This window comes from Mycoavidus sp. SF9855, assembly GCF_024582735.1.
In the GTDB taxonomy this organism is placed as follows: Bacteria; Pseudomonadota; Gammaproteobacteria; order Burkholderiales; family Burkholderiaceae; genus Mycoavidus.
Genome location: NZ_CP102085.1, coordinates 215,362 through 228,523 on the forward strand (window position 1 = coordinate 215,362; position 13,162 = coordinate 228,523).

The following is a 13,162-nucleotide window of genomic DNA, read 5'->3' on the forward strand; positions in this document are numbered from 1 at the left end:
GCCATCCACGATGTGGACAAACCTAATCGCGATTAAGCGTCACCGAGAGGAACGTTTGCGTGCCGAGATGCAGCGGGTTAAAACTCAAATTGACGAGTTAAACGCAGCCCGTGCAAAGCTTGATGAACAAAGAATGCAGGTTATTGAACAATGGCAGGAACTGAGCGTGCAAACATCGGTTCGGCGCGCGGATGAAGTAGAAGAGTTACTGCAAGAATTGAGCCATTACAATCTTACTGCTTCGAATTTTGAGCAAGAAAGTAAACAGTTAGAGGATCAAATCGAAGACTTGCGGCAACAACTTGAAGAACGTAATACATTGCTTCGGCAGTGTGTTGCAAAGCAGGAAAAATTGAAGCTCATCGAAAAAAAGTAACGATCATGCAAATTTTAACCACGCCTACTGGCAGCAATGCAGACAATACACAGTCTCAGGCAGAGCGGCCGCAAGAAATACCGCCCGCAGAGCAGGTGCAGAGGTTTGCAGATTTGCTTAAAAAAAAGCGGATGCCAGAAGCAATGGGGGTGCCAGTGCTACCGTCATTGTTGTTAGGGGAGGCTGGCCATGCATCAACAACGTCTGGTTGCTTAAGTTCAGCCCAGGTGGCATTACGTACATTGGCCGAAAGTCTCTTGATGCCGGCTTCATTAAAGGTGCAAAACACAGCCAACGAATTGCGCATTACCGTGTTATCAGGGGTGCTCGCCGGTGCTGAAATGCTGGTTGCCCAGGTGCAAGGCCGGCTCAAGATGACACTGCGTGCAGCCAACGAAAAGCAGCGTAAAGCGCTCGAATCAATTCAGCACAAACTCCAAACCCAAATCTCTTCAATGTATCCAATGGAGAAAATTTTAATTGAACAGCAGCATGACTGAGCAAGCTTTTTTCGAGGCGCCTATGTGGTCTGCCGAATATGCGCATTTGCATCAAGCGATTGGCGGCGGGCGGCAAAGCGAAGCCGAAGGGCTTTCGCTGCAACTGACCAAACGCGCGCAAAACTTTAACCATGAGCGACGGACGATGCTACCGCTTGAGCTTTCGCTCGACGGCCAAGCAGTTCGGCTTTGGTTTGATGAAGCGGCCTTGCTTGAATGGTTAGAGCCGATTCTGCCTGCACCGGATTTGTCATCACTTAATGATGGTCTGCGCGAAGCGGCGCTCGCCTGGACGTTAGCACCGTGGTTGGATTGGTGCGTCCAGCATCGGCTAACGCCCCCCTCGATCAAAGCATTGGGCGCATTAGCATCGCCGCCAGAGAGACTGGATCAACCGGACATTATTTTAACTTTTATTGCACAAGACGATCATCGCTGGCTTGATTTACACCTTGATGGATTCCCATTGACTTGGCTGAGCGCATTGGCAAAATGCATGGCAGCCAGCCCGGATCAGCATGCGGAACAACACACAGTGATCTCGGCTTGTGCGGGTTTTGCGCATTTATCTGTCACCCAACTTGCCGCATTGCAAGTGGGCGATGTTGTTATGGCTGCCTGGCAAGCCCCGCTTAAAAACGGTAGCCTGCTATTGGTATTGGACCGGCTGTTGGTGCAAATAGGCCGGCTGGATGAAAATCACTTTGAAATTGAGCGCGTCATGGAGCCATTAGGCGAAGAAAACCATTTTATTGCTGACACGACTGAACCCATCGCTGATGAAGCTGGCTTCACTCAAGAGACGCAGCCGGCTGATGAAGCTGCGTTCACTCCAGAAGCTCAGCCTGCTGCTGAACTTGATCTCACAGCTGGAAACATCGCTGCAAGTTTGCCGATGACCTTGGTGTTTGAAATTGGACAAATGACTGTGCCACTCTCAGCCCTCTCTCAATTAAAAGAAGGCGATGTGTTGGCAGCAGATTTCAAGACCGCGCCGGAAATCGGCATTCGTACACAAGGCCGTTTAATTGCAACGGCGAGCCTGGTACGCATTGGCGAGCGCCTGGGCGCTAAAATTACCCGCCTAATTGCGCCGGATGAAACAAGATGAGCTTGCTCGATCATCCGGTTCAGCTGATCGTTTTTCTTTTTCTGCTGTCAATTTTGCCTTTACTGGTGGTGCTAGGTACGTCGTTTCTAAAAATCTCGGTTGTGCTTGCGCTATTGCGTAATGCGCTTGGCATTCAGCATGTGCCGCCGAATATCGCACTCTATGCGATTTCGCTGGTACTGACTGCCTATGTGATGGCGCCAGTGGGCTTCCAGGTGAGCGATGCGCTCAAAGCTCATCCGGTAGAATTCAGCTCGCCCGAATCAGTGAGCCAAGTAGATGACAGTGTACTTGCTCCATACAGGGCATTCTTAAAGCGGCATACGCCGCCGCGGCAAATTCATTTCTTTGTCGATATTGGACAGCGCACTTGGCCAGAGCAATATAAGGATCGGCTGGATGTCAATTCTTTACTGGTCCTCATGCCGGCCTTCGCCATTGGTCAATTGATTGAAGCGTTTAAAATGGGCCTGCTGATTTTTTTACCCTTTATCGCAATTGATTTGATTGTTTCGATCATCTTACTTTCGCTGGGCATGATGATGGTATCGCCACTCACCATTGCCTTGCCTTTCAAACTCCTTTTATTTGTGCTAATGGGTGGTTGGGAGAAACTATTGTCGCAATTAATGCTCTCTTACTCATGAGTGACGCCATCCTGATCCATATGACGACGCAGCTACTGTGGGTGGTACTGTTGCTTGCCTTGCCTATCGTGGTAGCCGTAGCGGTCGTCAGTCTAGCCGTCAGCTTAATGCAGACGCTCACCCAGTTGCAGGATCAAACGCTACAATTTATTTTCAAGCTGCTGACAGCCTCGTTGACTTTGCTTGTGACCTATCGTTGGATTGGCATGACTTTGCTAAATTACAGCGATATGGTATTTCAACAACTGTCTGATATGAGGCGTTGAAATGGCGGCCTGGTTGGCCTGGGCGCCGCTACTGAAAATGCTGGCGCTGTGCATGATGCGCCCGCTAGGGGTCATGGTGCTGCTCTCTGTCACCAGCACCCGCATGTTGGGCGGCGCGCTAATTAGAAACACGCTCGCCTTAATGATTGCCTTGCCGGCGTTGCCCTTGGCTTTTGCCTGGACAAAACATACTGCGCCGCCAGAAGGGTTTGCCTTGGCCGGCATGGTTTTGAGCGAGCTCTCAGTGGGCCTTTATATTGGCCTTTTAGCCTCCATCCCATTTTGGGCGGTGGCGGTGGCCGGCGAATTCATTGACACAGCACGCGGCGCTGGTCTGGCTGAAATTCTAAACCCAGCAATGGGCGAAGAAGTTTCACTATTCTCGATTCTATTTATACAATTGCTGGCCGCGCTTTTCTTCGTAGGTGGCGGTTTTAATTTACTGCTGGCCGCGATTTACCAATCGTACACGATGTTGCCGCTTGGGCAAGCGCTCTTAATCAATCAAGAGACCGCTTTGTTCATGATCAACCAATGGCGCATGGTGCTTGAGTTGGGCATTGGCTTTGCCCTACCGGCGGTGGCACTGATGTTGATGGTTGATTTTTCCTTTGGCCTGATTAACCGTACTGCTGGCCAACTGGATGTATTCTTTATTGCCATGCCGATCAAATCAGTCTTCGCCTGCCTCGCGTTGATTTTTGGCATGCGTTTGGGGCTTGATCATTACCTCGACCGATTTGATGAAATCTGGCTCATCGTGCGCCGATTACTAGAAATCGGCACAACCGCAGAGATCGGATAAGATGGCTGAAAAAACCGAACAGCCCACCCCCAAAAAGATCAAGGACGCGCGTAAAGAAGGGCAAGTTGCTAAGAGCGTTGAAATTATCCAAGGCATGCAGTTGCTGATAGCCGCGCTCTGGCTTTGGCTAGAGGGGCCGAAGTTGCTGGTTGCGTTACAAGATACCTTTGGGCAGGCGATCCAATACATAGCGTTGCCATTTGAACAAGCGCTGATGAGAACTTTTCTGGCGTGTGCGCAGGTATTTATGCGTTTTGTTGGTTCATTGATGGCGGTATTGTTTTTAGTAACTGTCATAACAGGTCTTACTCAAACGGGGTTTCTCTTCGCCCCAAAGAGGCTCAAGCCAAAACTCAGCGCGATTAGTATTATTAAAAATGCTAAGAATCTTTTCTCGCTGAAAAAACTTTACACTTTATTGCGCACTATATTTAAGATCGTGTTGCTGGGTTTTGTGTTTGCCTATATTTTGGCGCGCTACGGTAAGTCTTTAGTTTATCTGCCAGAATGCGGGGTGCACTGTGCCATCCCCATTGTGGCTAAATTATGTGGCTGGCTGATTGGCTGCGTCCTCGCTTTTTATATTATATTTGCGATCACGGACTATCTATTTGAGCGTTATCAGTTGATGAAGCAATTACGGATGTCAAAAGACGACCTTAAACGGGAGTTTAAAGATACTGAAGGTAACCCACACGTTAAAGGGCGGATTCGTCAGCTACACGAAGAAATGCAAGAAAGCGATATGGCTGGCCGCGTTGAGCGCGCCAGTGCTGTCATTAGAAATCCGACTCATCTTGCGGTGTGTATATACTATAAGCAGGGTGAGACGCCACTGCCTATTGTTACAGAGAAAGGTGAGGGGCTTAAAGCATTGAAAGTGATAGAGTTGGCGCGGATTTATAAGGTGCCGGTGGTGGCGAATGTGGCGCTTGCGCGACAACTGATGGGGGATACTAAAATTGGGGATTATATTCCTGAGACGTTGTTTGAACCGGTGGCGGAAGTGTTGAGGATTGCGATGTTGGAATTGGATGAAGAGGGTGGAGGGTAGGATCAATCTATGCGTTGATTTTATGTGACTGGCTATAATTAAAATAGATATCATTAGTTAAACTTTGAAGCATAATGTGGGTGAAGCTAAGGCTAACGGGGAAATAAATGAAGCTGCGCATTTTTGTCATGATAATTGCTGTAAGTATTGCTGCGTGTGGGGGTGGCGGGTCTGATGGTGGCACGTTTTCGGATTCCACTAATTACTTTCCAAGTGAAACTGAAAATGAATTGTCATTCAAGATAAATGATAGAGAGAGCGGTGGTCCTGAAGGTAGCACGTTGCCGGATTTTGCTAAGCTCTCAAGTGAAGCTGAAAACAAATTGCTACCAAATAAAAATGGTAAGAGGAGCGGCAAGAATCCGGCTCATAGAAAGTTTATAGTCAAACAGGATGTCGCAGAACTGGTCGTTCGAAAAACCCTTGATGCTTATTATTTTGTTGATGTAGGTAAGCCATCACAAGTAAGGATGGAGATGCACCATCCGGACGCCCCCCATCTACAGTTGAGGAAAGGGATGGAGTATCTCAAAGACCACGCGCGAGAAGAAGATGACCAGCTTTGGTCAAAAAAATATGCTGTCGCTACATATATTTACGTATTGAATAGCTTGCCACGCTATAATTTTAACCTTCCCTTTGAAAGGGAACGGGCTTTTCTTCCTTTTAAGAAGATTAAAAAAGAGGAAATTGAACGTGCTAAACGGGTAATAGTTTTCTTTCGACAAAAAGCCGATGGGAAATGTCCCGAGCCTATAGGGTTGCGTTATTTTGAAGAGAATGATCCGGAATTCAATAAAAATGATCCGGAATCCAATAAAAATAATTCGTCAGCCAGTGGAAGTAACGGGAATCAAAGGGGGTGGTATATAACCAAGAGTAAAGCGTGGAAAGCTTTAGATTCTAAGAATTTAGACACACAGGAACATATCAGTTGGCTACGACATAACACGGAAACCATTGACTCCCTTATTTACTTTAAAGAGGATGAACTTAACGAGTTGGAGAAATCCGTAAGAAATTTAGCCAACGAAGTTTTACCTAAGAAGTTGGATGATAGTATTATGTTTCATGAGAAATTCTTCTTTATGGATTAAATATTATAGTGAGTGTTGTCCATATTCAGAAGGATATTGTTTTTGTAGAAGACTATTACGAGCTTCGATTGGATAATAAAAATTGTTGTATTAGCAAGTAACTGGATCGACTAATGCTGATAGTCGATCCAGATTAAATTGTGATGTAAGAGCGGGTGTATATATCGGGTCAATGTTTTCCAGCTGGTGTAGAGTGTTCAGGTGACCCGCTCCGCGATCCACTACTCTGCGATCCTGCCCATGATGATCCAGTTCTCGAGCCGAGTGGTGATAGAGCCAGATCGAGTGGCAGGTTAGATCTTTCTAAAAGTCTATACATTTCGCTGACAGTGCTATTTAGTTCAATGATTTGACTTTGTAAATCATCGGCGCCTTTAATCCTAGTTCTTTCGGCTTCGATAGCTTGAGATTGTATCAATTTAATTGATTGGGAAGATGTAGATAGTTCGTTTGCTATTTTTTCAAGCTCAGCTTGGGAAGCTTTTAGATTAGCGGTTAATTTTATAAGGTTTTCCTCAAGAGTGGCAGCCTTGCCTCCTGTTCCTTGAATTTTCGAGTCTAGTTGATCAAGTCGCCTGCCTTGTGAGGAAACCATATTCTTACTATCTTCGATTTCTTTGGTTAGATCATCTCTCAATGTGGAGCGCTTCACCTTTTGATCTTCGATTTCTTTGGTTAAATTTTCTATTAATTTGGAGCACTCGCCCTTCATATCTTCAAATTTTTTGTCTAGATCACCGTTAAATTTCTTTTGCATAGTTATATTTGTATGGCGAGCATACGCAATAAAAAGTAGAAAAAGAATAAATGTGGAAATAGCCAGGTACTGAACTTCTGGCTCCAACCGATCAAGCCGCCTAGAAACTCCATTCATATTCGTTGTCATCAAATCTATATGATTAAAAATACCGCTTGTTAGTTGCTTCTGCTGCCAAGAAGTCTGCTCTAACTCTCTGATGAATTGAGGAGAAGAATCGTGGCCCTCCGCTCCGGCGGGGCAAATATCTCGTTGTTTATAAATCTGCAATACTTGATCTAGGGAAAGGTTGCACAGGTCTGGTGTTTTTCCATTTTGAGCTTTTTTTTCTGTATCTCCCAAATTAGGGAACCAGTAAGAGACTATGGATGCTAAGGATGATGGAATTTGCATTATTTGCTCCGACAAGAAAACGAGAAAATTTTGTTAGTATGAAGCGTTGTCATGGAATGGTTATACTTCGTGACGGGCTATATAAATTATGACTTAATAGACCAAGGCTGGTTTTAATCTGCTCAAGTGACAACAGAAAAAATACAATCATCTGTATTTCCTGGGAAGGATAGTGACCAAACTCTCAAGCCCGATAAGGGCAAATGGATGATGATAAAGGCTTAGTTGAGATATTGGACAACCTAAACTTTGCCTATCACAGATTTTAGCAGATTATCAATCTTCTTCATCATACAATCACTTATTTCTTTGCTCAGTGCTGAGTTCTCGTTTTTCTAAATTGATTTGAAAACTAGGCTTTGGTCTGATGGATCATGTAATAGATCTCTATAAAATGAAACTATAGAGGAATAGATTTGATTATTCTCTCTGAATTTTTCGATGGTGCGTTTTGCACATGGAACTCCTTTGGCGATTGTTTTTTTTCGATTGAGTTGATTCAAGGACAAAGACGTTCTAGTTTGAACCTTACTTTTTTTGCCATGTCTAAAAGGTAAGGGTGCATATTATTGAAAATAATAATTTCAATAATAATTGAGTGAACATTAAAAAGAAAATAGTGGTAATGCGTTAATTTATAAAATAATATAGTTAGTTAGATTAAGGGAATAAACTAGAGAGTCAAGTTGGGTCAGTAAAGGCCGGCTTCAGAGTTGGTAAACGAGGAAGAGTAAAGTATGCCAGGATCACAGAATGCTAAGGATGTGAATACTTTTCAGATTGCGTCAGTGGGCACTTTGGCTGATCGCGTGACGGAGGTGCTCGCGTACAAGATAAAAAACCAAGAATTACCTCCTGATTTTCGACTGACGGAACATATTATGGCTAAACGCTTTGGCGTAAGCCGCACAGTGATCCGAGAGGCAATCTCGCGCTTGAAATCGGATGGTTTAGTTGAATCGCGTCAGGGTTTAGGTACGGTGGTTTTACGGCCAGGTGCCGCCACTGCATTTAGGATTGATGTCGGCACTACGGATTCTTTGCCGGCCGCATTGCAGGTGATGGAGTTGCGGCGCGGCATCGAGGGGGAGGCGGCGGCGCTAGCGGCGCAACGGCGTACGCCTGAGCAATTGGTTAGCATTAAACAGGCTCTAGTGGAAATTGATGAGGCAGTGGAGAAGGACGATGATGGCGCCGATGAAGAGTTTGGGCTGCATAAAATAATTGCTCTAACGACGGGTAATCCGCTTTATGTATCACTATTAGATTTTCTGGGCCATTTTATGCACACCTCGATTAAAGTGATTCGCGCAAATAAGGCCCGGCACATGGATCTTTCGATACAAGCCGAACATCAAGCGATTATTGAAGCGATTGCGCAGGCTGACCCAGATGCTGCGCGGCGGGCGGCTGTGGCGCATATTGATAATGCTGCCGCGAGGCTTCGTCTGGCAAATCCAGATAAGCGCGATAGTCAGTAATGTGCATTAGCCAGCGGGTGATGAAACCAGGCTCGCTAGAATTTTAGTTTTTATGTCGCATGTCGATGATTGCCAGCTAACAGTTCTATGGCGAGCTTGATAAATGCCCGTGTCTTCGCAGGTAAATGGCGCTGGCTTGAATAGACCAGCGAAATTTGCTCGTTTGCTTCCGGCACGCTGTATTCGGGCAGAATTCTTTTCAGCTTACCTTGTGTTAAATCCTCATCCACCATGGTCTTCGGTAGGACTGCAATGCCAATACCTGCGAGCGCAGCTTCACGCAATTTCGCTAAGTCATTGACTGAGTAAGCCGGTTCAATCGTTAGCTGACGACTGCTTTGCGCGTTGACAAAGGTCCACGTGGGGCTGGAGGTGCTGCGGTGTGTCGGCCCGACAAAGATGTGCTTAGTGAGTGCGTTTAAAGAGTCGGGCGCGCCACCTTGTTGAGCGAGGTAGCTCGGTGCCGCCACAATTGCTGATTCAATCGTCAACAATGGGTGTTGAGTCATGCTGGTACTGGTGATGGAGCCGGTGGCAACGAGACTGGCGTCAAAGCCATTTTCAATCAGGTCAACCGGCCGATGCCCTAGCGTGAGTTGTAATTTCACCTCTGGATAGTGGGTGCGATACGTGCTGAGTAGCGGCGTTAGATTGTCCAGCGAGAGGGAGGCTGAGGCGAAAAGCTTTAAGGTCCCGCATGGCACGCTTGACATTTGCGTTGCATTGGCTTCAATGGCTTCAATTTGCTTGAGGATATGACGGCATCCATCTGCATAAGCGCGTCCAGCTTCCGTTAAGCACAGGCAGCGAGTTGTGCGTTGCAGCAGTTGAGTATTCAAATGCGCTTCAAGCAACGCGACATAACGCGTGATGACTGCATTAGACAATTTAAGGTTGGTCGCAGCGCCCCCGAAGCTGCCGCTTTCGGCAACTTGCAGGAAGACACGCATGGCTTGCAGTTGGTTCATACTTAAAGGTAGGTGAGTCGTGTTGTACAAACAGAAGTTTAATGCAAGATTGTTTTGTAGTGTACATAATGCAGCGTTTCATCCTTTACTCATATAAGAATGATCTTAAAAAGACTAAAATGATGAGAAAGAATAAGTTATTCATCTTTCTTATAGGAGCATTAGTTTTTTATATTTGTTCGCGAAAATTTTTGGCTTGATGCTCGATCATTTGCGCCACGGCAGTTTGCAGTGGTGAAGGGGCAATTTTTTGGCGTAAGGCTTGTAGGCAGGTAAAGCCAGCCCTTGATAGATGGGTTTTTTTAGCGACAGATGTGGGTTTTGCATGCTGGAGTTGCACCCGAATTTTAATCGCATGCACAAGCCAGCCGCGTTGTTGCAGCGCTTGCAGCAAACCCGGTTCTAGATGACGTAGGCGTGCCGCGAGCGCGTTATGCGCGGTAAGCAGGGTGAGCAAGCCATTTTTGATCGGACCGGGGGATACATTCGGCGCTAGATAATCTGGTAATGCAGCCGCCAAATCACGCTCCAGGGCGGCAATTTGTTCGACGCCGGTACGTAGCTGGGCGAACGCTTCATTGCGCTCAAGCAATGAAACGAGAGACGGCGTGCTGCGCGTGGGGAGCGATTTTGTTAAGTATGCGGGGTTCATATGCTGCCCTGATCTTACCTTGGATTTATTTGTACAGGCTGCTTAACTCTAAATTGTAGGTTGCCGCTATGTTTTGCCTATATTGCAGCACAGAGTAGCATGATAAACTCTATTTTTTTTAAACTCTTAAATTTCATAGTGTTTAAACCCTTAACTTTCATAGCGTTAGCAGTTATAACCTTATAAGCGATGATTGCCGGACTTCTCAAAAAGATTTTTGGCAGCCGTAATCAACGGTTGCTTAAGCAGTACCAGAAAACTGTCGTTGCGATCAATGCGCTTGAGGCGCAGTTCGAAAAACTGACTGACGAAAAATTGCAAGCATGCACAGCACTATTTAGGCAGCGAGTCACTGCTGGCGAGTCGCTTGATCAACTCTTGCCCGAAGCGTTTGCGGTGTGCCGCGAAGCAAGCCGGCGAGTGCTAAAAATGCGCCACTTCGATATGCAGCTTATTGGGGGTATGGCATTGCATCATGGCAAAATCGCCGAGATGCGCACAGGCGAAGGTAAAACGCTGGTGGCGACGCTTGCGGCCTATCTCAATGCCTTATCTGGTCGTGGCGTTCATGTGGTGACGGTCAATGACTATCTGGCGCAGCGTGATGCTGAGTGGATGGGCCGCCTGTACCGTTTTCTGGGCTTGTCCGTTGGCATCAATCTATCGCAGATGGAGCCTGAGGCCAAGCGGCAAGCGTATGCCGCCGATATTACTTATGGCACGAATAACGAATTCGGTTTCGATTATTTGCGCGATAACATGGTGTATGAAGTGGATGCGCGTGTGCAACGCGAGCTTAACTTCGCGATTGTCGATGAAGTCGATTCAATTCTGATTGATGAAGCGCGTACGCCACTGATTATCTCCGGCCAAGCAGAAGATCATACGGAGTTGTACGTACGGATGAATGCGCTGCCGCCGCTGCTTGAGCTCCAACTTGGTGAAGAAAAGGCGGACGGGACAGGGGTTGACGTGCCGGGTGATTACACCCTGGATGAAAAAGCGCGCCAAGTCTTTTTGACGGAGCGCGGCCATGAAAAAGCGGAAGCCTTATTAGCGCAATGGGGTTTGATCGGCGCGGGCGAAAGCTTATACGCACCACAAAACATTACATTGATGCACCATGTGTATGCAGCGTTACGCGCGCATACGCTGTTTTATCGCGATCAGCATTACGTCGTGCAAAATGGTGAAGTCATCATTGTTGATGAATTTACTGGCCGTTTAATGGCCGGACGTCGTTGGTCGGACGGCTTGCATCAAGCGGTTGAGGCAAAAGAAGGTGCGCACATTCAGCACGAAAATCAAACGCTTGCATCGATCACCTTTCAGAATTATTTTCGGATGTATCTCACGCTGGCTGGCATGACCGGAACGGCAGATACTGAGGCACACGAGTTTCAGCAAATCTATGGGCTGGAAACCGTAGTGATTCCGACTAACCGGCTGAGTCAGCGGATTGACCATCAGGATCAAATTTATAAGAGTGCGCGTGAACGCTATGATGCGGTGATTACCGATATCCGCGCATGCTATGAACGGGGGCAACCGGTGTTGGTGGGCACCACATCAATTGAGAATTCAGAGTTGCTATCGTCGTTGTTAACGGATGTGCAGTTGCCACACCAGGTCCTCAATGCTAAGCAGCATGAGCGCGAGGCGGAAATTATCGCGCAAGCAGGTCGTCCCAAAATGGTGACGATTGCAACCAATATGGCGGGCCGGGGTACAGATATTGTATTAGGCGGCAATGTTGAGAGGCAGGCAAGCTTCATTGAAGCCAATGAAACCTTGACTGCCGATGAAAAAGCGCGCCGGGTTCATCACCTGCATGATGAATGGCAGGCTCTGCATGATGCCGTCAAAGCGGCGGGCGGTCTGCATATTATTGGCACTGAGCGGCATGAGTCGCGCCGGATCGATAATCAATTACGCGGTCGGGCAGGAAGGCAGGGCGACCCTGGCTCTTCGCGCTTTTATCTTTCACTGGAAGACCCGTTGTTGCGGATCTTCGCCGGTGACCGTGTCCGCGCGATTATGGAACGTCTCAAAATGCCTGATGGCGAGGCTATTGAAGCGGGCATTGTCACGCGCTCAATCGAGTCGGCGCAGCGCCGGGTCGAAGCGCGTAACTTTGATGTTCGCAAGCAATTACTGGAATACGATGACGTTTCCAATGACCAGCGTCGTGTGATTTACCAGCAGCGCAATGAATTGCTCGAAGCGGCGGATATTTCAGAGACGATCGTGGCCATGAGCGAGAGTGTGTTTGCCGAGCTGGCTCATACTTTCGTGCCACCAGGCAGTATCGAAGAGCAGTGGGATTTGGCGGGCTTGGCTCAGGTCTTGCGCGATGATTGGCAACTTGAGCTTAACCTTGAGCAGGCCGAGATAGATGTAGCTGATGATGCAGACATTGTGCACTATGTGTTGACAGCTGTGACCCAATTCTATCAAAACAAGGTCGAGCAGATTGGGCGTGAAGCGTTTAGCGGATTTGAGCGTTCAATTATGCTGCAAACACTTGATGCGCGCTGGCGCGAGCATTTGGCGGCGCTAGACCATTTGCGGCAAGGTATTCATCTGCGCGGTTATGCGCAGAAAAACCCCAAACAAGAATATAAGCGTGAAGCTTTTGACCTTTTCGCGCAACTACTTGATTCAATCAAACTCGAGGTGATACGCATTGTCATGAATGTGCGTATTCAGTCGATCGAGCAAATTGAACAGGCAGCCGAGCAGCTTGAGGAAAAAGCGGCTCATCACGAAGATATGCACTTTCAGCATGCTGAATTTACTGGGGCCGCCATCAATCAGTCGATCTCTGAGCTGGATCAGAATGGGCGGGGTAAGTCCGGTTTTCATGACCCAAATGCATTACGTGAAATAGCATCTAAAGTCGGCCGTAATAGTCCGTGCCCTTGTGGTAGCGGTAAAAAGTATAAGCAATGTCACGGTAAATTGGCGTGACGCGTGCTTTGTAAAAATGAATGGTCGCGGGCGACATCCTGATAAATTGGGGTTCGCCAATGTTTTCTAACCCATGAACTTTGAT

General features: G+C 47.2%; 13 protein-coding genes. 10 read left to right on the top strand and 3 right to left on the bottom strand.

All coding sequences use genetic code 11. From position 1 onward, the window contains the following. Positions 1–10 precede the first annotated feature (10 nt). The 8 genes from NQD60_RS00885 (at position 11) to NQD60_RS00920 (ending at position 5,856) form a co-directional block, all read left to right on the top strand. The gene (locus NQD60_RS00885; RefSeq protein ID WP_257100699.1) at positions 11–376 is read left to right on the top strand and encodes a hypothetical protein; all 366 of its coding nucleotides are present in this window, start codon (positions 11–13) and stop codon (positions 374–376) included. Positions 377–381: 5 nt separating this feature from the next. Further along, positions 382–876 carry a hypothetical protein gene (locus NQD60_RS00890; protein ID WP_257100700.1) on the top strand — a complete coding sequence of 165 codons (495 nt, stop codon included), beginning with the start codon at positions 382–384 and terminating at the stop codon, positions 874–876. Then, a complete protein-coding gene (locus NQD60_RS00895) occupies positions 857–1,987 on the top strand; it encodes a FliM/FliN family flagellar motor switch protein (protein WP_257100701.1) in 1,131 nt (376 codons plus the stop codon). Before NQD60_RS00890 ends, NQD60_RS00895 begins: the two co-directional genes overlap by 20 nt. Then, positions 1,984–2,634 carry a type III secretion system export apparatus subunit SctR gene (gene sctR / locus NQD60_RS00900; protein WP_257100702.1) on the top strand — a complete coding sequence of 217 codons (651 nt, stop codon included), beginning with the start codon at positions 1,984–1,986 and terminating at the stop codon, positions 2,632–2,634. The genes NQD60_RS00895 and sctR overlap by 4 nt, the downstream gene beginning before the upstream one ends. Next, positions 2,631–2,900 carry a type III secretion system export apparatus subunit SctS gene (sctS, locus tag NQD60_RS00905; protein ID WP_223693208.1) on the top strand — a complete coding sequence of 90 codons (270 nt, stop codon included), beginning with the start codon at positions 2,631–2,633 and terminating at the stop codon, positions 2,898–2,900. Before sctR ends, sctS begins: the two co-directional genes overlap by 4 nt. A gap of 1 nt (position 2,901) precedes the next feature. Then, positions 2,902–3,705, top strand: coding sequence for a type III secretion system export apparatus subunit SctT (sctT, locus tag NQD60_RS00910; protein WP_257100703.1), 804 nt, complete (start codon positions 2,902–2,904; stop codon positions 3,703–3,705). Between the two features lies 1 nt (position 3,706). Continuing rightward, a complete protein-coding gene (locus NQD60_RS00915) occupies positions 3,707–4,759 on the top strand; it encodes an EscU/YscU/HrcU family type III secretion system export apparatus switch protein (protein ID WP_257100704.1) in 1,053 nt (350 codons plus the stop codon). Between the two features lie 107 nt (positions 4,760–4,866). After that, positions 4,867–5,856 (top strand): hypothetical protein, encoded by a 990-nt coding sequence (locus NQD60_RS00920; protein WP_257100705.1) that lies wholly within the window; start codon positions 4,867–4,869, stop codon positions 5,854–5,856. Positions 5,857–6,025: 169 nt separating this feature from the next. Here the strand turns inward: NQD60_RS00920 and NQD60_RS00925 are convergent, their stop codons facing one another. After that, positions 6,026–7,006 carry a hypothetical protein gene (locus NQD60_RS00925; RefSeq protein WP_257100706.1) on the bottom strand — a complete coding sequence of 327 codons (981 nt, stop codon included), beginning with the start codon at positions 7,004–7,006 and terminating at the stop codon, positions 6,026–6,028. A gap of 737 nt (positions 7,007–7,743) precedes the next feature. Here NQD60_RS00925 and NQD60_RS00930 point away from each other — a divergent pair. Continuing rightward, a complete protein-coding gene (locus NQD60_RS00930) occupies positions 7,744–8,487 on the top strand; it encodes a FadR/GntR family transcriptional regulator (protein WP_257100707.1) in 744 nt (247 codons plus the stop codon). Positions 8,488–8,537: 50 nt separating this feature from the next. Here the strand turns inward: NQD60_RS00930 and NQD60_RS00935 are convergent, their stop codons facing one another. Together NQD60_RS00935 and NQD60_RS00940 are read right to left on the bottom strand one after the other, a co-directional pair. Then, a complete protein-coding gene (locus NQD60_RS00935; protein ID WP_257100708.1) occupies positions 8,538–9,455 on the bottom strand; it encodes a LysR family transcriptional regulator in 918 nt (305 codons plus the stop codon). Between the two features lie 169 nt (positions 9,456–9,624). Beyond that, the gene (locus tag NQD60_RS00940) at positions 9,625–10,107 is read right to left on the bottom strand and encodes a DUF721 domain-containing protein (protein ID WP_257100709.1); all 483 of its coding nucleotides are present in this window, start codon (positions 10,105–10,107) and stop codon (positions 9,625–9,627) included. A gap of 189 nt (positions 10,108–10,296) precedes the next feature. Here NQD60_RS00940 and secA point away from each other — a divergent pair, with 189 nt between their 5' ends. After that, positions 10,297–13,077, top strand: a complete 2,781-nt coding sequence (gene secA, locus NQD60_RS00945) for a preprotein translocase subunit SecA (RefSeq protein WP_257100710.1) — start codon at positions 10,297–10,299, stop codon at positions 13,075–13,077. Positions 13,078–13,162 lie beyond the last annotated feature (85 nt).